This is a genomic window from Jiangella sp. DSM 45060 (assembly GCF_900105175.1).
Taxonomy (GTDB): domain Bacteria; phylum Actinomycetota; class Actinomycetes; order Jiangellales; family Jiangellaceae; genus Jiangella.
Window position 1 is genome coordinate 5,924,242 of the sequence record NZ_LT629771.1, and the last position, 22,782, is coordinate 5,947,023.

Sequence of the window (22,782 nt, forward strand, 5' to 3'; positions counted from 1 at the left end):
GCGGCCCGCGCCCACCGCGACCGGTTCACGGCCGTCGCCGACGACGGCGGGCGGCGATGACGTCGCGGAGGGGTGGGACGACGACGCCGGTCTCGGCCATGCGACGACGGGCCAGGCGGCGCGACCGCAGGATGCCGATCAGCCCGATCGTCCACATCACGTACTGCACGCACATCGCCACCCGGAAGTCGCCGAGCTCGTAGGCGGTCGCGGACGCGCCGCCGCTGCGCGCGTCCAGCACCAACCCGATGGCCAGGATGGTGAGCAGCGACGCCACGAACCCGCCGACGTTGACGATGCCGGTTGCGGTGCCGAGGCGGTTCGGCGGGTTGAACGTGCGGGCGAAGTCGAACCCGATCATCGAGCCGGGGCCGCTCAGCGCCATCGACAGCACCAGCAGTACCAGCAGCCAGCCCGGCGCCCGCCCGGGCAGCAGCAGGACAGCGGTCCAGGCGGCCGCGTTCGCGAACACGATCCCGAGCACCAGCCACGACCGCCGCAGCGGGTGCCGCTGCACCATGACGCCGATGACGGGACCGGCCACCACGCCGGCCACCACCGTCAACGTCAGCAGCGCGCCGGCACCGGCCTCCGAGACGCCCTCGCCGGAGACGAGGAACGGGAACCCCCACATCAGCGCGAACACGGTGCCGGAGAACTGGGTGGTGAAGTGCGTCCAGAGTCCCAGCCGGGTGCCCGGGTGCCGCCACGCCGTGACGAGGTCCGCGCCGACGTGGCGCATGTCGCCGCCGGCCACCGGCTGCGCCCGTGTCGACGGGGTGTCGCGCAGCGCCGCGGCGGCCAGCACGCACACCAGCACGCCGGTCGCGGCCGCCGAGCCGAACGCCGCGCTCCACCCGTAGGCGTGCAGGACGGCGACGAACGGCACGGCCGACAGTACCTGCCCCGACTGGCCGACCAGGCCGGTGAGCTGCGTCATCACCGGCACCCGGCCGGGCGGGAACCAGGCCGAGACGATGCGCAGGACGCTCACGAAGGTCAGCGCGTCGCCCATGCCGACGAGCACCCGGCCGGTCGCGGCCAGCGGCACCGACGCGGCGACGGCGAGGACGGCCTGCCCCGCGGCCATGAGCAGCGCGCCGGCGATGACCAGCCGCCGTCCGCCGACGCGGTCGAGCAGCACGCCGATCGGGATCTGCAGCCCCGCGTAGACCACCAGCTGCAGCACGACGAACGAGGCGAGCACGCTGGCCGACACGTCGAACCGTCCGGCCGCGTCGAGTCCCGCCACCCCGAACGTGGTGCGGTGCATGACCGCGACGATGTAAGCGGATACGCCGACGCCCCAGATGGTCCAGGCACGGCGCGGAGTCGGCATCAGGGTTCCATTGTCCCCCGTCGCCGGCGGAGTCGGTCGCGAAGGACCCGGCACCCCAGGAGGGAGCACCGGGCCCTCCGTCTTCGGTCACGAGGGCATGTGACCATTCCGACTGCGGGTTTGATTTCAGGCGGTCCCCACAATCGGAAAGCGGTGGTTCGGAAACCACCACGTCCGATAACTGCGCGGCTGCTCACAACGCGTGACAATCGCGCAGAATTCGACCGGGCAAAGACTTTCAGAGATCGACTTGTCGTGCATGTCGACGCGCCCGGACCTGGGAACACGCTGACCGGTTTGCCGGTAAACGTCAGGAAAGATCGACCGATCGGTGGAGGGCCGAATGGGTCCTACGAACGGCGCCGCCGGAATGTCAGGTGGCGGCGGTGCGAATGTAGGTCGAGAGGGAGTCGCGCTCGACCTCGAGCTCGGTGATGCGGATCTTCACGACGTCACCGATGCTGACGATGCCGTCGAGGCCGCCCGCGTCGGAGATCACCGGCATGTGCCGGAACCGGCCCAGCGTCATGGCCTCGGCCAGCTCGTCGATGTGCTGGTGCGGTGCGCAGGTCTGGACGTCGGCGGTCATGATCGCGGAGACCGGCTCGGAGAGCACGCTGGCGCCACGGGCGGCCAGCGCCCGGACGATGTCGCGCTCGGAGACGATGCCGCTGATGGTCTCGCCGTCGGGCGACACGACGACGGCGCCGATGCGGTTCTCGGCCAGGACGGTGAGTAGAGTGCGGACGTCGGTGTCGGGGGGCACCGTCACGACGCCCTTGCCCTTGGACCGGATGATGTCGGAGATGCGCATCGGGGCCTCCTCGCCGCTCGGAGTACTCCTGGTGCCTTTGAACCGTACGGCGTTCGCGTCGATCCGGAAAGGCTTCTGAACAGTCGAGAGTGGTTTACCCCGGATTGTCCGCCCCAGTCGGGGCCGGTCCCGTCGAGCCCCGCACCACCAGCTCGGGCGTGAACAGCAGTTCCGAGCGGTCGGCGGGCCGGCCGGCGATCTGCTCCAGCAGCGCCTGGACGGCCGCGGCGGCCATCGCCGGGACGGCCTGCCGGACGGTGGTCAGCGGCGGGTCGGTGAACGGGATGAGCGGGGAGTCGTCGTAGCCGATGACGGAGACGTCGCCGGGCACCGTCAGCCCGCGCTGCCGGACCGCCCGCACCGCGCCCAGGGCCATGAGGTCCGAGCCGCACACGATCGCCGTGCAGCCGGCGTCCAGCAGCCGCGAGGCGCAGGCCCGGCCGCCCTCGACGGTGAAGAACGACGTCACGACCAAGCCGTCCGGGTCGGGCGCGCCCGGCACCGCCCGCAGCGCCCGGGCGAACCCCTCGATCTTGCGGGCGGCCGGGACGAACCGGCGCGGCCCGATGGCCAGCCCGATGCGACGGTGCCCGAGCGACGCCAGGTGCTGCACGGCCAGCTCGGCCGCGGCGACGTCGTCGGTGGACACGAACGGCACGTCCAGCCCCGGGACGAACCCGTTGACCAGCACGATCGGCAGCCCCAGCTCGCGCAGACGGTGGTAGCGGGCCGTTCCGGCGGTGCTGTCGGCGTGCAGCCCCGACACGAACACGATGCCGGCGACGCCGCGGTCGACCAGCATCTCGACGTACTCGTCCTCGGTGACGCCGCCGGGCGTCTGGGTGCACAGCAGCGGCGTGTACTCTCGCTGCGCCAGAATCGTCTCGATGACCTGCACGAACGCCGGGAAGACGGGGTTCTCCAGCTCGGGCACGATCAGCCCGATGAGCCCGGCGCTGGTCGAGCGCAGCCGGCTCGGCCGCTCGTAGCCCAGGACGTCGAGCGCCGCCAGCACCGCCTGCCGGGTCTGCGCGGCGACACCGGGCTTGGCGTTGAGCACCCGGCTGACCGTCGCCTCGCTGACCCCGGCATGCAGGGCGACGTCGCTGAGCCGCACCGTCATGGACGGACGGTACCGCGCGGCCCGTGCCGCCCGGTGCCGGCGCGGCGCCGGGCGTGACCTAGCTCACGCGCGGGTGACGGATCGAGGTCCGGCCTATAGTCTCTCGTAACACCCGCAACCTGGCATTCACGTGCGGGACAACTTCATACCCGTCCACTTCACAACGGATCGTCCGGCACGTACCTGCCGGTGAAGGGAAGCAACGATGGCTACGGTCACGTTCGACAAGGCCACCCGCATCTACCCGGGGACCGACAAGCCGGCGGTCGACGCTCTCGAGCTCGCCATCGAGGACGGGGAGTTCCTCGTGCTCGTCGGCCCCTCCGGCTGCGGCAAGTCCACCAGCCTCCGCATGCTGGCCGGCCTCGAAGAGGTCGACGGCGGCGCCATCCGCATCGGCGAGCGCGACGTCACGCACATGCCGCCCAAGGACCGCGACATCGCGATGGTGTTCCAGAACTACGCGCTGTACCCGCACATGACGGTGGCCGACAACATGGGCTTCGCCTTGAAGATCGCAGGCACCCCGAAGGACGAGATCCGCCGCCGGGTCGGCGACGCCGCCAAGCTGCTCGACCTCACCGAGTACCTCGACCGCAAGCCGAAGGCGCTCTCCGGTGGTCAGCGCCAGCGTGTCGCCATGGGCCGGGCCATCGTCCGCGAGCCGCAGGTGTTCCTCATGGACGAGCCGCTGTCGAACCTCGACGCCAAGCTGCGCGTGTCCACCCGTACGCAGATCGCCTCGCTGCAGCGCCGCCTGGGCATCACCACGGTCTACGTCACGCACGACCAGGTCGAGGCCATGACCATGGGCGACCGCGTCGCGGTCCTCAACGCGGGCCTGCTGCAGCAGGTCGACAGCCCGCTGGGGCTGTACGACAAGCCGGCCAACGTGTTCGTCGCCGGGTTCATCGGCTCGCCGGCCATGAACATCGCGACGTTCGACGTCAAGGACGGCCGCGCCACGCTGGGCGCCGCCGACGTCGCCGTCCCGCCGTCCATCTCCTCGAAGGTCGCCGCCGAGGGCTCCGACACCGTCACGCTGGGCTTCCGGCCCGAGGCGCTGATCCCGGCCTCGGCCGAGGAGACGGGCGGCATCCCCGTGCTCGTCGACGTCGTCGAGGAGCTCGGGTCCGACGCGTACGTGTACGGCCGCCCGGCCGGCCCGGCCGCCGACGAGCAGGCCGACCGCCTGCGCAGCGACCAGATCATCGCGCGGGTCGAGCCGCGCAACGCGCCGCAGAAGGGCGAGAAGATCAACTTCACCGTCCGCCCGGGCAGCGAGCACTTCTTCTCGGTCAAGACCGGTGAGCGGCTGGAGCCCTGATCCACCGCTGACCACCAGCTGAACGCCGCGGCGAGGGTCCGCGGCTCCGTGCGGGACAATGTCTCCATGGAGCTTCGGATCCTCGCCGCACCGCGCGAGCAGCAGGCGCTCCTCGACCTGCCCTGGGACATGCCGCTGGAGCAGTGGCCCGAGTGGTACCTGGTCGCGCTCCCCCGCGGCATCTCGCGCCACGTCGTCCGGTTCACCCGGCTCGGCCGCAACGTCTACGCGCTGAAAGAGATCGTCAAGCCGTACGCCGACCGTGAGTACCAGATGCTGCGCGACCTCGCCCGGCTCGACGTCCCCGCGGTCCAGGCGGTCGGCGTCGTCAGCGGCCGCGAGGCCCCCGGCGGCGAGCCGCTCGACTCCGTCCTCGTCACCCGGCACCTGCAGTTCTCGCTGCCGTACCGCGCGCTGTTCGCCCGCATGATGCGCCGCGACACCGTCGACCGCCTCATCGACGCCCTGGTCGTGCTGATCGCCCGGCTGCACCTCACCGGCTTCTACTGGGGCGACTGCTCGCTCTCGAACACGCTGTTCCGCCGCGACGCCGGCGCGTTCGCCGCCTACCTCGTCGACGCCGAGACCGGCGAGCTGCACAACGGGCTCAGCGACGGCCAGCGCGCGCACGACCTCGACACCGCCCGCACGAACATCGCCGGCGAGATGATGGACCTCCTCGCCGCCGGCCAGCTGGACGAGAGCGTCGACCCCATCGCCGTCAGCGACCAGGTGGTCGAGCGGTACACGGCGCTCTGGACCGAGCTGACCGAGTGGGAGGCGTTCGACGTCAACGAGCGCTGGCGCATCGCCCGCCGGGTCGACCGCCTCAACGAGCTGGGCTTCGACGTCGACGAGCTCGACATCGTCACCGACATCGGCGGCCGCACCATCCGCGTCCAGCCGAAGGTCGTCGACCCCGGCCACCACTCGCGCCGGCTGCTGCGTCTCACCGGCATCGACGCGCAGGAGAACCAGGCCCGCCGGCTGCTCAACGACCTCGACACCTACGCCGCCGTCACCGAGCAGCAGGGCGAGGACGAAGAGATCGTCGCCAACGCGTGGGTCGTGGACAGCTACGAGCCGGTGCTGCGGGCCATCCCGCGCGAGCTACGCGGCAAGCTGGAGGGTCCGGAGATCTTCCACGAGGTGCTCGAGCACCGCTGGTACCTGTCCGAGAACCTCGGCCGCGACGTCGGGCTCGAGGAGGCCGCGCGCGACTACGCCGACACCGTCCTGCGGCACAAGCCCGACGAGCTGGCCATCCTGGGCGGCACCAGCGCCGAGGCCGACACCACGCAGCCGTTCCGCATCACGTGGAGCGATCTCCAGTAGCCCGGCCTGTTATGGTGCTCCGCGCGGGCACCTGAACATGGGATCTGGATGAAGCACCACACCATACGCACCCGCACCGTCCTCACCCTCGCGGCCGCCGCTTCCGGCGCCGCTCTCGTGCTCGCCGCGGCGGGCCCGGCGAGCGCCCAGGACCAGCCGCTCACCACCGAGAACCCCCGGCCCAACTCCGCGCCGCTGACCGGCGGCGACGCGGCCTACGAATATGCGCCGACGATCATCGCCGAGAACGGCGTGTACCGCATGTGGTACTGCGCCCAGGACCCCCAGGGTTCCGTGCCCGGCGACGACATCCTGTATGCGGAGTCGCCGAACCTCGACGGCCCGTTCACCGCGCCGGGCGGCGGCGACCCGCTGATCGTCTTCGAGGGCCGCGGCGACGGCGGCTTCGACGGCCAGCACACCTGCGACCCGTCGGTCGTCAAGGTCGACGGCACCTACTACATGTACTACGGCGCGGCCGTGAACGACGGCGCCACCACCGTCGGCGTCGCCCGCAGCTCCGACGGTCTCAGCTGGGAGCGCATGACCGACCAGCCGATCATCGCGCCGGCGAACCAGCAGGACACCGGCAACGACTACGGCGCCGGCCAGCCCAGCGTGACCTACCTCGACGGGCAGTTCTACCTGATCTTCACCGACACCACCGGCGCCGGCGCGCTGCCGACCAACGGCGCCGGGCAGTTCGCGTGGCGCTCGTCCGACCCGACGTTCGCCACCGGCACCGAGGTGTTCACCGCCGACGGCTGGCAGGCGTCGACCCCGGAGAACTCGCGCGCGTTCTCCCTGGCCAACGCGTTCTCGGCCGACTGGCAGTACTCCGACGAGCTCGAGTCGTTCGTCATCGCCCACAACAACGACGCCGGCCGCACGACGCTGACGTTCCTCGGCACCGAGAACCTCGCCGAGCACCCGTGGGCGCCGGTGAACATCGAGGGCCCGTGGGTCGAGGGCCCGGGCGTCGTGTCGACGCCGGACAAGCACGCCGTCGACGACAACGGCGGCGAGTGCGGCCGGGTGCCGGTCGACGTCATGCACGCGAGCCGGGCCGACGGCGTCCCGCCGCAGGACCTCGTGCACAAGGGCATCGACGTCGTCGCGCCGATCGAGTGCGAGACGCCCACGCCCACCCCGACGCCGACCGAGGACCCGACCGACGAGCCCACCGAGGACCCGACGGAGTCGCCCACCGAGGACCCCACCGGCGAGCCGACGGACGAGCCCACGGATGAGCCGTCCGAGAGCCCGACCCCGACGCAGGAGCCGACCGAGGACCCGACGCCGTCGCCGTCGCCGACCTCTGACGACGACCTGCCCGACACCGGCGCCGGCAGCACCGGCGTGCTGGTGGCGCTGGGCGCGGCCCTGGTGGCCGGCGCGGCGCTGCTGTACCGGTACCGCCGCGGCACGGTCGCGTAGCACGCACGACGAGGGGTGGGCGGCCGCGCGGCCGTCCACCCCTCGTCGCGTGGTGCTCAGATGCGGTAGGGCGCGTTGCCGCGGACGGCGTCGGTGATCTCCTCGTTCACCGGCCGGAGCTCGACCACGCCGCCGACACCGCACGGGATGCGCGCCGCGATGGCGGCCGCCTCCTCGGGCGTCTCGCAGTCGACGAGGTAGTAGCCGGCCAGGAGTTCCTTGGCCTCGAGGAACGGGCCGTCGGTGACGGCGGGCGCGCCGCCGCGAGCCCCCGCGCGCACCGTCAGCACACCGGAGCCGTCGCCGAGCGCGGCCGAGCTGAGCACCGTCCCGGCCTCGTTGAGCTCCTTGAACAGGGTGACGTGCCCCTGCAGCCGGGCCTCCGCCTCGGGGTCGGGGCCCGCGCCCGGGTTGTTGTAGATCAGCATCAGGTACTTCACGGGGATCACTCTCTCACGAACTCGATGTGACCCAGGTCACAAAACCTCATGTCGAAATCCGCTCCTCGACCGCGACGTACCGGATGACAGCGCGATCGAAGGACCTGAGAGAGGGATCACCGTGACGACCATCGACACTTCGGCTCCCGTGGAGCGAGCCGGCAAGCGCGAGTGGATCGGCCTGGCCGTGCTGGCCCTGCCCACCCTGTTGCTCGCACTCGACATGAGCGTTCTGCACCTGGCCGTGCCGCACCTGGCGGCCGACCTGCGGCCGAGCAGCAGCCAGCTGCTGTGGATCACCGACATCTACGGCTTCATGGTGGCCGGCTTCCTCATCACCATGGGCACGCTGGGCGACCGGATCGGCCGGCGCAAGCTGCTGATGATCGGCGCCGTCGGCTTCGCCGCCGCCTCGGCGCTGGCCGCGTTCTCGACCAGCGCGGAGATGCTGATCGCGACCCGGACGCTGCTGGGCATCGCCGGCGCGACGCTGATGCCGTCGACGCTCGGCCTGATCAGCAACATGTTCAAGGACCCGCAGCAGCGCGGCGTCGCGATCGCGGTCTGGATGAGCTGCTTCATGGGCGGCATGGCGCTCGGCCCGGCCGTCGGCGGGGTGCTGCTGGAGGCGTTCTCCTGGGGCTCGGTGTTCCTGCTCGGCGTCCCGGTGATGGTGCTGCTGCTCGCGACCGGCCCGTTCCTGCTCCCCGAGTACCGCAACCCCGACGCCGGCCGGCTCGACCTCGTCAGCGTGGGCCTGTCGCTCGGCGCCATCCTGCCGATCATCTACGGCCTCAAGGAGCTGGCGAAGGACGGCGTGAGCACGGTGGCGCTGACCGTCGCCGCTGCCGGTGTGGTCGTCGGCGCGGCGTTCGTCCGCCGGCAGTTGCGGCTGGCCGACCCGCTGCTCGACCTGCGACTGTTCCGGAACAAGCGGTTCAGCTCGGCCCTGGGCATCTTCTCCGTCGGCGGCTTCGCGATGGGCGGCATCTTCCTCTTCCTCAGCCAGTACCTGCAGCTGGTCGAGGGCCTGACGGCGCTGGAGGCCGGCCTGTGGCTGGTCATCCCGGCCGCCGCGATGATCGGGGGCACGATGTACGGCCCGGCGCTGAGCCGCAGGGTCGGCGCCGGTTGGGTCATCGGCGGCGGGATGGCCGTCTCGGCCACCGGGCTGCTGCTCATCACGCAGGCCGGCGCCACCGGCGGCCTCGGCATCGTCATCGTCGGCATGATCATCGCCAACGTGGGCATGGGCCCGGGTGCGGCCCTGACGACGGACATCGTGGTCGGCTCGGCCCCGCCGGAGAAGGCCGGCTCCGCCGCGTCGGTCTCCGAGACCAGCGCCGAGTTCGGCATCGCCCTCGGCATCGCGACGCTGGGCAGCCTGGGCACCGCCGTCTACCGGTCCGACCTGACCCTGCCCGCCGGCACGCCGGCCGAGCTGGCCACCGCCGCCCAGGACTCGCTGCCCGGCGCCACCGTGGCCGCCGCGGACCTGCCCGCCGACGTGGCCGGCCCGCTGCTGGAGTCGGCCCGCGAGGCGTTCATGACCGGTCTCACCACGGTCGCCGGCATCAGCGCCGCCGCCCTGTTCGTCTTCGCGGTGGTCGGCGTGACCCTGTTCCGCCGGTTCCAGCCGGCCGCCCACGCCCCCGAGCCGGAGGCGGAGTCGGCGGACGTGGCCGACGCCGAGCCGGAGCCCGTCGCGGCCTGACCCTTCGAGCGCTGTCCCGGGAGCCGGGACCGGTCCACCAGACCGGTCCCGGCTCTCGCGCGTTCAGCTCCACTCCAGCTCGCGGTGCGACCAGATCCTGCCGCCGGCGGCGTTGCTCATGGCCGGACCGACGAAGCGCGTGACGACCTCTCGGGCAAGGTCGACGGTCGAGTACTCGGCACAGTAGGGCACAGACTTCGCGAGACTCGAATAGACGCGCCCCCACTCCTTCGGAACGACGAAGCGGTCGAGCGCCGCCATACGCCGACGTCGGGCTTCCGCCGAGATCGCGACCCCGAGAGCCGTTCCGTCGACGTCGTGCGTGACGGCGAGAACGACCAGGTCCACGAGATCCTTCTCGCGGCTCGACGGACGATCACCGTAGATCGTCATAGTCGCGCAGACCTTGTCGGCGATCTGGTCGACGACGGGGTACAGCCGATACTCGTGGCTGACCAGTCGGGGCAGCCGAAGGGCGCTGGCTGGCTCCATGGTCGTCACGGGCGCAGTCAGCCCCGCGCCGATGGCGAGATCGACCCCCAGAGAGGACTTCTTCTGAGCGCCGACGTAGACGTCGAAGACGACGCGGCAGCCCTCGGTATAGGGCTGTTCCTCGCCACCGATCGAGGCGCGGTGCGCGGCGTAGACGAACCTGAAATGATCGCCGAGATCAACCCCGGCGAGTCGGCGGAGGTCGGCGAGCGCCTGGTCGAGGGTGAGTCCGTGGCGATACAGGTCGATGTCGCGCGTGGCGCGGCCGGACGGCACCCGTGCCAGCATCCCGGTGCCACCTTTGAGCAGCCACTCCGAGCTAGCACCTTCAGAGAACACTCGACTCAGAAAGCGCCGGAAGTACTCCAGTCGGACCCGCTCGTTGACGCTCAGCGACGGATCTGCCAGTGCCGCCCTGCGGGACGCATCCTTGATCGCCGCATCGACACCTGCTGCGCTGGGGTACGGTTCACCGTCACTCATCGGTGGTGGCCTGCCGCGCGGCGCGGACAGTGGCGATCATCTCGGGGTCAAATACAACGCTCTGGCTGAAGGTCTTCGCCCAGCTTCGGCTGAGTGATAGAACGGCTTCGCTGCTGACGAGTTGCTCCGACAGCCGACGCGCCGAGTCATCGAAACCAGTGGCGTTCAGCAGCGTCGCGAGCGTGGTCCTCGAGGAAGCGTTGAACTGTTCCAGCTGCGGGGCGAGCGCACGAGCGAGCGATGCCCCGATGGAATCGCTGATGGCACGCATGGTCTGCCGCATCTCGGGCGTGCCGAGTAGCTTCTCGACGCCGTCCTCGCCGAGCGCACCGACGTACTTGGCCGCCACGCGGGCGCCCAGCGGCGACGTGGCGATCTCCCGTGCAAGCGAGTCGAGGTCGAGACCGGCGATCTCCAGAAGACGTGCCAGCAGCGCGGCGCCGTCGCCCTTGCGCATGCCTTGCCGTGCGGCAAGTGGCGCGAGCAGAGCCTGCAGTCGGACGACATCGATCCGACGCCTCCCGGATGCATCGCGAAGGGCATCGGCAACGATGCTGAGATCGGTACGCGCCTCCACGAGGTCGGCGATCGTCAGCTCGATCGTCGTCACCGGAAGTCCGGCAACGATCGTGACATCCCTCGCGTCGAGGCTCCGCTGTCGGTAGCGGATCTCAGTGCGTTGGGTCTGCCGCCTGTCCGGCGAACTGAACTCGTGACGATCGGCGGGCAGATCGCCGATCCCATGAAGACGCGCCGATGATGCTCCACTAATGACGACCTCAGCTGCGGGTTCGCCGAGACGTTCCTCAGCGAACCTGCCGGGGTTGGTGCCGAGCCAGGCGGCCCGCAGGTCCTCGAACTCGTCTCCGGGAGCACCGGCATCGCGATAGACGCCATGTGCGAGTCGGGTCAGGTGCCCAGCCTCAGCCAGCCGCGAAAGGTCCAGCCGCGTGAGCCCGAGCCTGCCGGCTTGGGCCGACGTGACCATCCCCCATTGGGAGGACGACAGCTCAGCAAGCACACGCAGGGCATCACCCGACTTCATACTTGGATGGTATCGCTTTGATTGATACTTTCCAAGTACGTGGGCCGTTACGAGCGCTGGCGCAACGCCTCGTAGAGCACGACGGCGCCGGCGGCGGCCGCGTTGAGGGAGCTGGCGCCGCCGGTCATGGGGATGCGGGCGACGACGTCGCAGGCGTCGCGCCAGGCGCGGCTCATGCCGGTGGTCTCGTTGCCGATCACGACGACGGCGGCGCCGGCCAGCGGGGCGCCCGCCAGCTCCACCGTCCCCGTCTCGTCGGTGCCGACGATCGTCGCTGCGGCGGAAGCGGCCCAGGACAGCAGCGGCGCCGGCCCGGGCAGCCGCAGCACCGGGATGGTGAACACCGACCCGGTGCTGGCCCGCACCGACTGCGGGTCCCACGGGTCCGCCGCATGCCCCGCCACCACGACGGCGTGCGCGCCCAGCGCGTCCGCCGACCGCACGAGCGACCCGACATTGCCGGGCGACGACGGCCGGTCGAACACCACGACCAGCGGCGACGCCACCGCGGGCAACCGGGCGAGGGAATCGGAGGGACGGCGGACGACGGCGAGCAGCTCGGGCGCGCCGTCGGAGCGCTCACCCAGCTCGGCCAGCAGCTCCGGCGCCACCCGGACGACCGGCGCCACACCGGACGCCATCAACTCGGCCGCCCACGACGAGGGCCGCGGCCGGCCGTCGAACAGCAGCGACACGAACGGCACCCCGGCCGCGGCGGCCAGCGTGATCGGCCGCACGCCCTGGACCAGCAGTTCGCCGCTGGACTGCCGCTTCGACCGGTTGGTCAGCAGCGCCTGCCACTGCTGGAACGTGGCGTTGCGCCGTTCGACCACCCTCACCCGGACGACCGCAGCTCGCGCGAGATGACCAGCCGCTGGATCTGGTTGGTGCCCTCGAAGATCTGCATGACCTTGGCCTCGCGGAAGTACCGTTCGACCGGGTGGTCGCGGGTGTACCCGGCGCCGCCGAGCACCTGGACGGCATCGGTGGTGACCTGCATGGCGTTGTCGGTCGCGACCAGCTTGGCCACCGACGCCTGGTGCCGGAACGGCATCGACGCGTCGCGGCGGCGGGCCGCGACGACGTACAGCGCCCGGGCCGACTCGACCGCGGCCGCCATGTCGGCGAGCAGGAACCCGAGCCCCTGGTGGTCGATGATCGGCTTGCCGAATTGCTCCCGCTCACGGGCGTACTCGACGGCGGCCTGCAGCGCGGCCTCGGCGAGTCCCGTCGCGACGGCGGTGACGCCGAGCCGGCCGGAGTTCAGCGCCTCGAGCGCGATGCCGAAGCCGTCGCCCTCGCGGCCGATGCGCCGCTCGGCCGGCACCCGGACGCCGTCGAGGTTGACGATGGTGGTGGGCGACGCGGTCAGCCCCATCTTCCTCTCCGGCGCGCCGAAGGACAGCCCGGGAAGGTCGGCCGGCACCAGGAAGCACGAGATGCCGCGCGACCCGTCGTCGGAGGTGCGGGCGAACACGGTGTAGAAGTCGGCGATGCCGCCGTGCGTGATCCACGCCTTCGTGCCGGTCAGCACGTACGTGTCGCCGTCGCGGACCGCGCGCGTGGTCAGCGCGGCCGCGTCGGAGCCGGCCTGCGGCTCGGACAGGCAGTACGCGCCCAGCAGCTCGCCGCCGATGAGGTCGGGCAGCCAGCGCTTGCGCTGCTCGACGGTGCCGTGCGTGGCCAGCGGCCAGCAGGACAGCGTGTGCACGCTGACGGTGAGCGCGACGGTGGCCCACCGCTCCGCCAGCTCCTCCAGGACCTGGAGGTACACCTCGTACGGCTGGGCGGCGCCGCCGTAGGCCTCCTCGTAGGGCAGGCCGAGCAGGCCGATGCGACCCAGCGTGCGGACGAGGTCGCGCGGGTACTCGCCCGCCTCCTCCGCCGCGGCCGCGCGCGGGCGCAGCTCGCGCTCGGCGATATCGCGAACCAGGCCGATCAGGTCGACGGCCTCGGGCGTGGGCAGCATGCGCTCCACGGACACGTCCGGTTACCTCCGCGGGGTCGCGCCGTGACCGAGGATCGCCCGGACGACGGCGGTCGGTGATCGGCCGTAGCCTACCGTGCCTCGCCGACGCTCCTGGCGCGGGTGACCTCGTAGAGCGCGACCCCGGCCGCGACGCCCGCGTTGAGCGATTCGACGCCGCTCACGATGGGGATGCGCACGACCAGGTCGCAGGTCTCGGTGACGATGCGCGACATGCCGGTGCCCTCGGACCCGACCACCAGGCACAGCGGCTGGTCGAGCGCACGGGCGGCGGCGATGTCGGTGTCGCCGGAGCCGTCGAGCCCGACGACGAACAGCCCGGCCTCCTGGTACGCGCGCAGCGCGCGGGCCAGGTTGGTGGCCTTCGCGACGGGCAGCCGGGCGGCCGCGCCGGCGGAGGTCTTCCAGGCGCCGGCCGTCATGCCGGCGCTGCGCCGCTCGGGCACGACGACGCCGTGGGCGCCGAACGCGGCGGCCGAGCGGACGACGGCGCCGAGGTTGCGGGGGTCGGTGACGCCGTCGAGCGCGACGACGAGCGGCACCTCGCCGGCGTCGAACGCGGCGGTGACGAGGTCGGCGGGGTCGGCGTAGTCGTACGGCGGCAGCGTCAGCGCCAGCCCCTGGTGCACGGCGCCGCCGGTGAGGCGGTCGAGCTCGGAGCGAGGCGACTCGAGCAGCGGCAGGCCCCGCTCGGCGGCGAGCTTCAGCACCTCGCGGACGCGGTCGTCGCTGTCGATGCGCTCGGCCACGTAGAGCGCCTTCACCGGCACCTCGGCCCGCAGCGCCTCGACGACGGCGTTGCGCCCGGCGACGGTCTCGGCGGCGCCGGGCCGCCCGGTGCCGCCACGGCGCACAGCGCCGGACTTCTCGGCCGCCTTCCGGGCCGCGGCGGCCTTGCGCGACGCCGGGTGGGCGGGGCGGTCCTCGGCCTTCGGCGTGGGGCCCTTGCCCTTGAGCGCCTTGCGCCGCTGCCCGCCGGAGCCGACGACCATGCCCTTCTTGGTGCCGGTCTTGCGCATGGCGCCGCGGCGCTGGGAGTTGCCGGCCATCAGTCATTGCCTCCGAGGTCGCCTGGCTCGTCGGCGAGTTGCCAGCGAGTGCCGTCGGGGTTGTCCTCGACGACGATGCCGGCCGCCTTGAGCCGGTCACGCAATGCGTCGGCGGTGGCGAAGTCGCGATCCTCGCGGGCCCGCTGACGCTGCTCCAGCACGGTGTGGACGAGGACGTCGACCGCGCCGCGCAGGCGGTCGCCGCCGCTGCCGACCGTACCGAGGCCCAGCCACGGCTCGGCCAGCGGGTCGAGGCCCAGCACGCCGAGCATGGCCCGAACCGACGCGAGATTGGCCCGCAGCTCGACCCGCTCGCCGGACGTCAGCAGCGTGTTGCCCTCGCGAACGGTGTCGAACAGCACCGCCAGCGCCTGCGGCACGGAGAGGTCGTCGTCCATGGCGGCCCGGAACGCCGCGGGGACGTCGGCGGCCGGCTGAACGTCGGTGGTCACCTCGGACGCCCGGACGACGTAGCCCTCGATGCGCCGGAACGCCGCGGCCGCCTCGGCCAGCGCCTCCTCGGAGAACTCGACGTGGCTGCGGTAGTGCGGCGCGGCGAGGTAGTAGCGCAGCTCGATCGGCCGGATGCGCTGCACGACGTCGGCGACCAGCAGCGAGTTGCCGAGCGACTTGCTCATCTTCTCGCCGGCCGTGGTGACCCAGCCGTTGTGCATCCAGGTGCGGGCGAACCCGCGCCCGGCCGCGCGCGACTGGGCCAGCTCGTTCTCGTGGTGCGGGAAGCGCAGGTCGATGCCGCCGCCGTGGATGTCGAACTCGGCGCCGAGATACTTGCCGGCCATGGCCGAGCACTCCAGGTGCCAGCCGGGCCGGCCGCGACCGAACGGCGTGGGCCACGACGCCGTGGGCGGCTCGCCGGGCTTGTGCCCCTTCCACAGCGCGAAGTCGCGGGGGTCGCGCTTGCCCCGCGGGTCGGCGTCGGCGGCCGGCTCCATCTCGTCGATCTTCTGGCCGGACAGCTCGCCGTACGACGGCCACGAGCGCACGTCGAAGTAGACGTCGCCGGAGCCGTCCGCGGACGCGTAGGCGTGGCCGCGCTCGATCAGCTCGTCCATCAGCTCGACCATCTCGGGGATGTGCCCGGTGGCCCGCGGCTGGTAGCTGGCCGGCAGGCAGCCGAGCACCTCGTAGGCGGCGTCGAGCGCGCGCTCGTTCTCGTACGCCCACGCCCACCACGGACGTCCCGCCTCGGCCGACTTGGTGAGGATCTTGTCGTCGATGTCGGTGACGTTGGCCACGATGGTGACCTCGTACCCGTTGTGCTCGAACCAGCGCCGCAGCACGTCGAACACGACTTCCTTGCGGATGTGGCCGATGTGCGGCGGTCCCTGCACGGTCAGCCCACAGTGGTAGATCCCGACCTTGCCCGGCGTCACCGGGACGAAGTCGTGGATCTCACTGCTGGCGGTGTCGTACAGGCGAAGACTCACCGGACAAGGGTAGCGGGGGTGGGCGTCGCCGTTCCCCGATCGCGGCCACGATGGGGAACAATGAACGGTGACCATGGTGACCGACGACGCACAGACGCGAGTGTCCACCCGGCGTGAGTGGCCGTGGTGGGCGCCCTCGGTGGCGGCCGGCCTGGTCAGCGCCGCCCTGCTGGGCCTCATGACGTGGCTGGTGCTCGAGCGCACCTGGTTCATCGGGTGGGACTGGGACTTCCACGTCTACGTCGACGCCCGCCAGCCCGGCGGCTTCACGAAGTCGCTGCTCGACACCGTGGCGCGCTTCGGCGGGCAGCGGCTCTACACGCTGCCGATCATCGCCGCGGTCGGACTGTTCGTGGCGTACAAGCAGCGCAGCATACGGGTGCTCATCGCGATCGCGTCCGGGCTGGCGACGGTGCTGCTCATCGGGTACTGGATCAAGTTCGGCCTGGGCCGCACGCCGCCGGCCAGCGGGCAGGACGTCCTGCACGGCGTCGGGCAGGCGTTCCCGTCCGGGCACACCGCCAACGCCACGCTGACGTGGTTCCTGCTGGTCGTGGTGCTGTTCGGGGCCAACGGCCTGAAGCCCGACCCGGTCCGGTTCCGCCGCTACCTCTGGGTGGCCGGCACGCTGGTGGTGGTCACCGGGTTCCTCATGACCGCGCTCGACTACCACTGGGTCAGCGACATCCCCGGCGGCATGGCGCTGGGGCTGCTGGCGCTGATGATCTCGGTGACGGTGCTCAGGGCGCCGCCACTGCGCCTGCCCCGACGACGGGGATGAGTCCGCGCGCCTCCAGGTCGGCCCACAGCCCGGGTTCTCCAGGTGCGTTCAGCCAGGCGGCGTTCTGGCGCACCTCGGCCGGGCTGCGCATGCCGACGACTGCGGACCGGACCAGCGGGTGGCGCAGCGGGAACTGCAGCGCGGCCTGCGGCAGCACGGCGTCGTGCTCGGCGCAGACGGCGGCGAGGTCGCGGGCGCGGGCCAGCACGGCCGGCGGCGCCGCGCCGTACTCGTACGTGCCGGCGGGGTCCGGTTCCGGCGTGGCGAGCAGGCCGGAGTTGTAGATCCCGGCGGCCACGACGGCGGTCCCGGCGGCGGCACAGGCGGGGAACAGCTCGGTCAGCGCGGGCTGCTCGAGCAGCGTGTAGCGGCCGGCCACCATGACGACGTCGAGCCCGCCGTCGCGGACCAGCCGGGCCAGCGCGGCCGCGTCCTTCGACCCGGCGCCGACGGCGGTGACGGCGCCCTCGTCGCGCAACTCGGCGAGCGCCGGGACCGCGGTGGCCAGCGCTTCGTCCATGCGGTCCTCGGGGTCGTGCAGGTAGAGGATGTCGACGTGGCCCAGACCGAGCCGGGTCAGGCTGTCGTCGAGGCTGCGCCTGATGCCGTCGCGGCTGAGGTCCCAGACCCGGCGGTGGGTGGCCGCGACGGCGAAGCCGCCCTCGTCGTCGGCGCCGCCGCGGTCGTCGGGGACGAGCAGCCGCCCGGCCTTGGTGGACACGACGTACCCGGCCCGTGGCCGGTGCGCCAGGGCGGCGCCCAGCCGCCGCTCGGAGACGCCGAGCCCGTAGTGCGGCGCGGTGTCGAAGTAGCGGACCCCGGCGTCCCAGGCGGCGTCGACGGTGGCGGCCGCGGTGTCCTCGTCGACGGCGGTGTAGAGGCCGGCGATCGGGGCGGCGCCGAAGCCCAGGCGCGACAGCGTCAGCGCCATACGGCGCCATCCGGGAACCGGTGCGCGTCGATCGACGGCACCAGGATCTCGGTGCCGGCGCCCGGCCGTGTCGGCGCCAGGTAGCGGCCGTTCTCGACCCGGACCGGGTCGGCGAAGTGCTCGTGCAGGTGGTCGACGTACTCGATGACGCGGTCCTGCAGGGTGGCGCTGACGGCGACGTAGTCGGCCATCGCGAGGTGCTGGACCGCCTCGCACAGCCCGACGCCGCCGGCGTGCGGGCAGACCGGGACGCCGTACTTCGCGGCGAGCAGCAGGATCGCCAGGTTCTCGTTCACGCCGGCGACGCGGGTGGCGTCGATCTGCACGATCTGCGTCCCGCCGGCCTGCAGCAGTTGCTTGAACACGACGCGGTTGGCGACGTGCTCGCCGGTGGCGACCCGGATCGGGGCGACGCGCTGCGCGATGGCGGCGTGGCCGAGGATGTCGTCGGGGCTGGTCGGCTCCTCGATCCACCACGGGTCGAACGGCGCCAGCTCCTTCATCCAGCGGACCGCCTCGTCGACGTCCCAGCGCTGGTTGGCGTCGATGGCGATGCGGACGTCGGGGCCGCAGATCTCCCGGGCGATGGCCAGGCGGCGGATGTCGTCGTCGAGGTCGCCGCCGACCTTGAGCTTGATCTGCGTGAACCCGGCCGCCAGCGCCTCGCGGGTGAGCCGGGCCAGCTTGGCGTCGTCGTAACCGAGCCAGCCGGGCGTGGTGGTGTACGCCGGGTAGCCCTCGGCCAGCAGCGTCGCCGCGCGCTCGGCCTTCCCCGCCTCGGCGGCCTGCAACAGCTGCAGCGCCTCGGCCGGGTCGAGCACGTCGGTGAGGTACCGGAAGTCGACGAGGCCGACCAACTGCTCCGGCGAGAGGTCGGACAGCAGCCGCCACAGCGGCACGCCGGCCCGCTTGGCCGCGAGGTCCCACAGCGCGTTCACCACCGCGCCGACGGCCATGTGCATGATGCCCTTCTCCGGGCCCAGCCAGCGCAGCTGGGAGTCGTGCACCAGCCGCCGCCAGGCGCCGCCGAGGTCGGACAGCAACGCCTCGACGTCCGTGCCGACCAGCAGCGGGGCGAGCGCGTCGATCGCCGCGACCTGCACGTCGTTGCCCCGGCCGATGGTGAACACGAACCCGTGACCGTCCGGGCCGTCGTCGTCGGTGCGCAGCACGACGTACGCGGCGGAGTAGTCGGGGTCGGGGTTCATCGCGTCCGACCCGTCCAGCATCCGCGAGGTCGGGAAACGCAGGTCGACGGTGTCGAGAGCGGTGATCTGACTCATGGCGGCCCTTCCGATCGATGGCGCGGGGACGCATAACATCCGATGTCTGTTCGCCCAGTCTGCCACGGCACTGGGGCGATGCCGTGGTCTGACCACGGTGTCGTAGGATGTCTCGCGATCGGTCCTCGATGAAACGGGAGCGGACGATGGGTGAACTGGATGGCCTGACCGCGGTGGTCACCGGCGGCGCGTCGGGCATCGGGCTCGCGGCGGCCCGGCTGCTGGCCGCGTCCGGCGCGGCGGTCGGCGTACTCGACCGCTCCGTCGACGTCGCACCGTCCGACCTCTACGCCGTCCGGTGCGACGTCACCGACTCCGACGGCGTCACCGCGGCCGTCGACGCCGTCGCCGAGCGGTTCGGCGGCCTCGACATCGTCGTCAACAACGCCGGCATCGGCGCCGCGGGCACCGTCGAGGACAACGACGACGACGAGTGGCACCGCGTCTACGACGTCAACGTCGTCGGCATGGTCCGCGTCACCCGCGCCGCGCTGCCCCACCTGCGCAAGTCCCGCCACGCCGCCATCGTCAACGTCTGCTCCATCGCCGCCACCGCCGGGCTCCCCCAGCGCGCCCTCTACTCCGCCACCAAGGGCGCAGTGCTGTCGCTCACCCAGGCCATGGCCGCCGACCACCTACCCGACGGCGTCCGCGTCAACGCCGTCAACCCCGGCACCGCCGACACCCCGTGGGTGGCCCGCCTGCTCGACGCCGCCCCCGACCCCGCCGCCGAGCGGGCCGCGCTCGAGGCCCGCCAGCCCACCGGCCGGCTCGTCCCGCCCGAGGACATCGCCGCCGCCATCGCCTACCTCGCCGGGCCGTCCGCCGGCTCCGTCACCGGCACCACCATCGCCGTCGACGGCGGCATGCAGGCCCTGCGGCTGCGCAGGTAGGCCACGCGCCCGGCCCCGGACCCGTAAACTGTCCGGCTGACACGCAGGGGTGATGGCCGAAGCGGAGGACGACGGGTGGAGTTCGGGGTTCTGGGGCCGCTTCGTGCCCTGGCCGACTCCGGCGCCGACGTCACCCCCGCGGCCGCGAAGCAGAGCCTGCTGCTGGCCGTCCTGCTGTGTCACCGCGACGAACCGGTGCCGGCCGACCGGCTGGTCGACCTGCTGTGGGACGACGCGCCCGCGACGCGCACGAACCTGCAGGTACACGTGCACCGGCTGCGTCAGCGGCTCGGCGCCGGCCGCATCGCGTTCGGCCCGGCCGGGTATCAGCTGCGGGTCGGCGACGACGAGGCCGACGACGCGCGGTTCGAGCGTGTGGCCGCTCGCGGGCACGCGGAGCTGGCCGCCGGCGACGCTGCCGCGGCGCACGCCACGCTGACCGAGGCGCTCGACCTGTGGCGCGGCTCGCCGTACGCCGGCCACGAGGAGTCCGAGCCGGTGCGGGTGCAGATCGCGCGACTCACCGAACTGCGGCTGGTCGCGCTGGCCGACCGGCTGCGCGCCGGACTCGCGCTCGGCCGGGCCGCCCAGGTGGTGGGCGAGCTGGTGGCGCTGGTGTCCGAGCATCCGCTCCGGGAGGAGCTGCGCGGGCTGCTCATGCTCGCCCTGCATCGGTCCGGGCGCACCGCGGAGGCGCTGGAGGCCTACGCCGAGGGCCGGCGCCTCGCCGTCGACGAGCTCGGCATCGAGCCCGGCGCGGAGCTGCGCGAGCTCCACCAGTCCATCCTCACCGACGACGGCGGCGGCGCGGCGCCCCGCCCGGCCGAGCCGCGGCCGGCGCCGTCGGAGCTGCCCGCGGCCGAGGCGTCCTTCGTCGGCCGCGAGACGCTGCGCCGCGAGCTGGTCGAGCGGCTGCGCGGCGGCGAGCACGCGGTCGTGGCGATCAGCGGCCCGGGCGGGGTCGGCAAGTCGGCGCTGGCCCGGCAGGCGGCCAACGCGGCGGCCGACGCCTTCCCGGACGGCCAGCTCTACCTCAACCTGCAGGGGTCGACGCCGGGGGCCGAGCCGGTCCCGCCGCGCGAGGCGCTGAGCCGGCTGCTGCGCTCGCTGCGCGTCCCCGACAGCGACATCCCCACGACGACCGACGAGGCGGCCGCCGCGTTCCGGTCGGTCACGGCCGACCGCCGGCTGCTGATCGTGCTGGACAACGCGGCCGACGCCGCCCAGGTGCGGCCGCTGCTGCCCGGCCGCGCGTCCGGGTCGGCCGTGGTGGTGACCAGCCGGGCGGTGCTCGGCGCCCTGGACGTCGCCTGGCACCTGCGGCTGACCGCGCTGAGCGAGCGTGAGGCCGTCGCCCTGCTGGGCCGCCTGGCCGGCGCCGAGCGCGTCACCGCCGACCCGCGCGCCGCGGCCGAGATCGCCGCGATGTGCGACCGGCTGCCGCTCGCCCTGCGCATCGCCGGCGCCCGGCTGGTGGCCCGGCCGGACTGGTCGCTCGACGCGCTGCGCGAGCGGCTGCGCGACAGCGCCGCACGCCTGGACGAGCTCGAGCACGGCGACCTCGCGGTGCGCGCCAGCTGCGCCGTCGGGTTCCTCGCGCTGCCGAAAGAGACCGCGCACACGTTCGTCGCGCTCGGGATGCTGCATCTCGCCGACGCCACTCCGGCGGTCGTCGCGGCGCTGACCGGCCAGCCGGTGGCCGTCGCGACCCGCCAGCTGGATCGACTGGTCGAGGCCGGGCTGCTCGACGCCGCCGGCGCGGACCGGTACGCGCTGCACGACCTGCTGCGGTTCTACGCCCGCGAACGCGCCGCCGAGACGTCCACGCCGGCCGAGCGGCGGGCCGCCCGGCTGCGCGTCGTCCACCACCAGATCGCCACCGCGCGCGCCGCCATGCAGGTCGTGGCGCCGGGGCGCACGTGGCGGCTGCGGACCGGCGTCGCCGGCGACGACCTGACCGAGCCGCCTCTCGCCTTCGCCGATGGTGAGGCCGCCGGCGCCTGGATCCGGTCCGAGGCGGCCGCCCTGGTGGCATCGGCGCGCTATGCCGCGACACTGCCCGACGAGGGCCCGGGCCTGGTGTCCGCGCTGTCAGCGGCTCTCGTCCAGCTGTTCCACACTCAGAACCTCTGGCCGGAGCTGGCCACCGTCCCGGCCATCGCGCTGTCCGTCGCCGAACGGGCCGAGCTGCCGGCATTGACGGCCGCGGCCAGGCACGACCTCGGCATGTCCGCAGCGATCCGTGGCCGGCCCGACGACGCGGGCGTGGACCTGCGGGCGGCGCTGCGGATCTTCGAGCAGCTCGGCGACAGCGCCGGCGAGGCATTGGCGCTGGACTCGCTCGGCAACGCGGCCAGGATGGCCGGCCGGTTCCCGGACGCCGTGACCTATCACCGTCGCGCTCTGACGATCTTCCGGGCCCGCGGCGACGACTACAGCGCGGCTCGTACCCTCAACAACCTGGCCTGGTCCCAGCACGTCCACGGCGACGAGGCGTTGGGCGCCTACCAGGAAGCCCTGCGCGCCTACGACGAGATCGGCGACGAGATCGGTGCCGCCGCCGTCCTGCTCAACCTCAGCCAGCTGCACCTCGACCGGAACCGGCCCGCCGACGCCCTTGCCGCGTCAGAGCAGGCGGCCGCAGTCCTCAGCCAGTACGGGCACCTGCGCCGGCACCTCGTGGCCCTGTGGCGCCGGGGCACCGCCCGGCATCGGCTCGGCGACGTCGACGCCGCCCGGGCGGACTGGCAGCAGGCGCTCGAACTGCTCCGCGACGGCGGCGCCCTGACCGACGCCGAGATCGCCGAGATCATGGCCGCGCCCGTCCCCGAACCCCCATCGGTGCTGCGCGACACCTGACC

The 22,782-nt window shown here is 72.7% G+C and carries 19 protein-coding genes; 7 read left to right on the forward strand and 12 right to left on the reverse strand.

Annotated features, from left to right (window positions below; genetic code table 11):
* Positions 1-25: 25 nt before the first annotated feature.
* The 3 genes from BLU82_RS26525 to BLU82_RS26535 all read right to left on the reverse strand — a co-directional run bounded on the left by BLU82_RS26525 (position 26) and on the right by BLU82_RS26535 (position 3,276).
* Complete coding sequence (locus tag BLU82_RS26525) at positions 26-1,339, reverse strand: nitrate/nitrite transporter (RefSeq protein WP_092623943.1); 1,314 nt, start codon at positions 1,337-1,339, stop codon at positions 26-28.
* A 373-nt stretch (positions 1,340-1,712) separates the two neighbouring features.
* Positions 1,713-2,153, reverse strand: a complete 441-nt coding sequence (locus tag BLU82_RS26530; protein WP_092623944.1) for a CBS domain-containing protein — start codon at positions 2,151-2,153, stop codon at positions 1,713-1,715.
* A 94-nt stretch (positions 2,154-2,247) separates the two neighbouring features.
* On the reverse strand, positions 2,248-3,276 hold the full coding sequence (locus BLU82_RS26535; RefSeq protein ID WP_092623945.1) for a LacI family DNA-binding transcriptional regulator: 1,029 nt from the start codon (positions 3,274-3,276) through the stop codon (positions 2,248-2,250).
* A gap of 205 nt (positions 3,277-3,481) precedes the next feature.
* Between BLU82_RS26535 and BLU82_RS26540 the strand changes: the two genes are divergently transcribed.
* The 3 genes from BLU82_RS26540 (at position 3,482) to BLU82_RS26550 (ending at position 7,375) form a co-directional block, all read left to right on the forward strand.
* Positions 3,482-4,603 carry an ABC transporter ATP-binding protein gene (locus BLU82_RS26540; protein ID WP_092623946.1) on the forward strand — a complete coding sequence of 374 codons (1,122 nt, stop codon included), beginning with the start codon at positions 3,482-3,484 and terminating at the stop codon, positions 4,601-4,603.
* Between the two features lie 66 nt (positions 4,604-4,669).
* Positions 4,670-5,938, forward strand: coding sequence for a DUF4032 domain-containing protein (locus tag BLU82_RS26545; protein WP_092623947.1), 1,269 nt, complete (start codon positions 4,670-4,672; stop codon positions 5,936-5,938).
* A 48-nt stretch (positions 5,939-5,986) separates the two neighbouring features.
* Positions 5,987-7,375 (forward strand): LPXTG cell wall anchor domain-containing protein, encoded by a 1,389-nt coding sequence (locus BLU82_RS26550; RefSeq protein ID WP_092623948.1) that lies wholly within the window; start codon positions 5,987-5,989, stop codon positions 7,373-7,375.
* 56 nt (positions 7,376-7,431) lie between these two features.
* On the opposite strand, the gene BLU82_RS26555 is transcribed toward BLU82_RS26550, so the two are convergent.
* Entirely contained in the window at positions 7,432-7,815 is a 384-nt protein-coding gene (locus tag BLU82_RS26555) for a YciI family protein (RefSeq protein ID WP_197682494.1), read from the reverse strand.
* A gap of 115 nt (positions 7,816-7,930) precedes the next feature.
* On the opposite strand from BLU82_RS26555, the gene BLU82_RS26560 reads away from it, so the two are divergent.
* Positions 7,931-9,529 (forward strand): MFS transporter, encoded by a 1,599-nt coding sequence (locus BLU82_RS26560; protein ID WP_370246337.1) that lies wholly within the window; start codon positions 7,931-7,933, stop codon positions 9,527-9,529.
* A gap of 63 nt (positions 9,530-9,592) precedes the next feature.
* Here BLU82_RS26560 and BLU82_RS26565 read toward each other — a convergent pair whose 3' ends face one another.
* The 6 genes from BLU82_RS26565 to cysS all read right to left on the reverse strand — a co-directional run bounded on the left by BLU82_RS26565 (position 9,593) and on the right by cysS (position 16,033).
* Positions 9,593-10,504 carry a nucleotidyl transferase AbiEii/AbiGii toxin family protein gene (locus BLU82_RS26565; RefSeq protein WP_092623950.1) on the reverse strand — a complete coding sequence of 304 codons (912 nt, stop codon included), beginning with the start codon at positions 10,502-10,504 and terminating at the stop codon, positions 9,593-9,595.
* The gene (locus tag BLU82_RS26570) at positions 10,497-11,549 is read right to left on the reverse strand and encodes a type IV toxin-antitoxin system AbiEi family antitoxin domain-containing protein (RefSeq protein ID WP_092623951.1); all 1,053 of its coding nucleotides are present in this window, start codon (positions 11,547-11,549) and stop codon (positions 10,497-10,499) included. Before BLU82_RS26570 ends, BLU82_RS26565 begins: the two co-directional genes overlap by 8 nt.
* 47 nt (positions 11,550-11,596) lie before the next feature.
* Positions 11,597-12,388 (reverse strand): RNA methyltransferase, encoded by a 792-nt coding sequence (locus tag BLU82_RS26575; protein WP_092623952.1) that lies wholly within the window; start codon positions 12,386-12,388, stop codon positions 11,597-11,599.
* Entirely contained in the window at positions 12,385-13,533 is a 1,149-nt protein-coding gene (locus BLU82_RS26580) for an acyl-CoA dehydrogenase family protein (protein ID WP_092623953.1), read from the reverse strand. Before BLU82_RS26580 ends, BLU82_RS26575 begins: the two co-directional genes overlap by 4 nt.
* A 74-nt stretch (positions 13,534-13,607) precedes the next feature.
* Positions 13,608-14,585 carry a 23S rRNA (guanosine(2251)-2'-O)-methyltransferase RlmB gene (rlmB, locus tag BLU82_RS26585; RefSeq protein WP_092623954.1) on the reverse strand — a complete coding sequence of 326 codons (978 nt, stop codon included), beginning with the start codon at positions 14,583-14,585 and terminating at the stop codon, positions 13,608-13,610.
* On the reverse strand, positions 14,585-16,033 hold the full coding sequence (cysS, locus tag BLU82_RS26590) for a cysteine--tRNA ligase (RefSeq protein ID WP_092623955.1): 1,449 nt from the start codon (positions 16,031-16,033) through the stop codon (positions 14,585-14,587). Before cysS ends, rlmB begins: the two co-directional genes overlap by 1 nt.
* A 73-nt stretch (positions 16,034-16,106) precedes the next feature.
* On the opposite strand from cysS, the gene BLU82_RS26595 reads away from it, so the two are divergent.
* Positions 16,107-16,814, forward strand: a complete 708-nt coding sequence (locus BLU82_RS26595; RefSeq protein ID WP_092623956.1) for a phosphatase PAP2 family protein — start codon at positions 16,107-16,109, stop codon at positions 16,812-16,814.
* Here BLU82_RS26595 and BLU82_RS26600 read toward each other — a convergent pair.
* Positions 16,774-17,745 (reverse strand): aldo/keto reductase, encoded by a 972-nt coding sequence (locus BLU82_RS26600; protein ID WP_092623957.1) that lies wholly within the window; start codon positions 17,743-17,745, stop codon positions 16,774-16,776. The two genes, BLU82_RS26595 and BLU82_RS26600, sit on opposite strands and share 41 nt — an antisense overlap.
* A complete protein-coding gene (locus BLU82_RS26605) occupies positions 17,736-19,028 on the reverse strand; it encodes an L-fuconate dehydratase (protein ID WP_092623958.1) in 1,293 nt (430 codons plus the stop codon). Before BLU82_RS26605 ends, BLU82_RS26600 begins: the two co-directional genes overlap by 10 nt.
* A gap of 146 nt (positions 19,029-19,174) precedes the next feature.
* Between BLU82_RS26605 and BLU82_RS26610 the strand changes: the two genes are divergently transcribed.
* Together BLU82_RS26610 and BLU82_RS26615 are read left to right on the forward strand one after the other, a co-directional pair.
* Positions 19,175-19,921: an SDR family NAD(P)-dependent oxidoreductase gene (locus BLU82_RS26610; protein ID WP_092623959.1), complete on the forward strand. Its 747-nt coding sequence runs from the start codon at positions 19,175-19,177 to the stop codon at positions 19,919-19,921.
* A gap of 75 nt (positions 19,922-19,996) precedes the next feature.
* Positions 19,997-22,780 (forward strand): AfsR/SARP family transcriptional regulator, encoded by a 2,784-nt coding sequence (locus tag BLU82_RS26615; protein ID WP_092623960.1) that lies wholly within the window; start codon positions 19,997-19,999, stop codon positions 22,778-22,780.
* Positions 22,781-22,782: the final 2 nt, after the last annotated feature.

What these genes read in the sequence shown, in the direction of transcription:
- BLU82_RS26525 (WP_092623943.1), bottom strand. Translation starts at nt 1,339, where the DNA reads ATGCCGACTCCGCGCCGTGCCTGGACCATCTGGGGCGTCGGCGTATCC.
- BLU82_RS26530 (WP_092623944.1), bottom strand. Translation starts at nt 2,153, where the DNA reads ATGCGCATCTCCGACATCATCCGGTCCAAGGGCAAGGGCGTCGTGACG.
- BLU82_RS26535 (WP_092623945.1), bottom strand. Translation starts at nt 3,276, where the DNA reads ATGACGGTGCGGCTCAGCGACGTCGCCCTGCATGCCGGGGTCAGCGAG.
- BLU82_RS26540 (WP_092623946.1), top strand. Translation starts at nt 3,482, where the DNA reads ATGGCTACGGTCACGTTCGACAAGGCCACCCGCATCTACCCGGGGACC.
- BLU82_RS26545 (WP_092623947.1), top strand. Translation starts at nt 4,670, where the DNA reads ATGGAGCTTCGGATCCTCGCCGCACCGCGCGAGCAGCAGGCGCTCCTC.
- BLU82_RS26550 (WP_092623948.1), top strand. Translation starts at nt 5,987, where the DNA reads ATGAAGCACCACACCATACGCACCCGCACCGTCCTCACCCTCGCGGCC.
- BLU82_RS26565 (WP_092623950.1), bottom strand. Translation starts at nt 10,504, where the DNA reads ATGAGTGACGGTGAACCGTACCCCAGCGCAGCAGGTGTCGATGCGGCG.
- BLU82_RS26570 (WP_092623951.1), bottom strand. Translation starts at nt 11,549, where the DNA reads ATGAAGTCGGGTGATGCCCTGCGTGTGCTTGCTGAGCTGTCGTCCTCC.
- rlmB (WP_092623954.1), bottom strand. Translation starts at nt 14,585, where the DNA reads ATGGCCGGCAACTCCCAGCGCCGCGGCGCCATGCGCAAGACCGGCACC.
- BLU82_RS26595 (WP_092623956.1), top strand. Translation starts at nt 16,107, where the DNA reads ATGGTGACCGACGACGCACAGACGCGAGTGTCCACCCGGCGTGAGTGG.
- BLU82_RS26600 (WP_092623957.1), bottom strand. Translation starts at nt 17,745, where the DNA reads ATGGCGCTGACGCTGTCGCGCCTGGGCTTCGGCGCCGCCCCGATCGCC.
- BLU82_RS26605 (WP_092623958.1), bottom strand. Translation starts at nt 19,028, where the DNA reads ATGAGTCAGATCACCGCTCTCGACACCGTCGACCTGCGTTTCCCGACC.
- BLU82_RS26610 (WP_092623959.1), top strand. Translation starts at nt 19,175, where the DNA reads ATGGGTGAACTGGATGGCCTGACCGCGGTGGTCACCGGCGGCGCGTCG.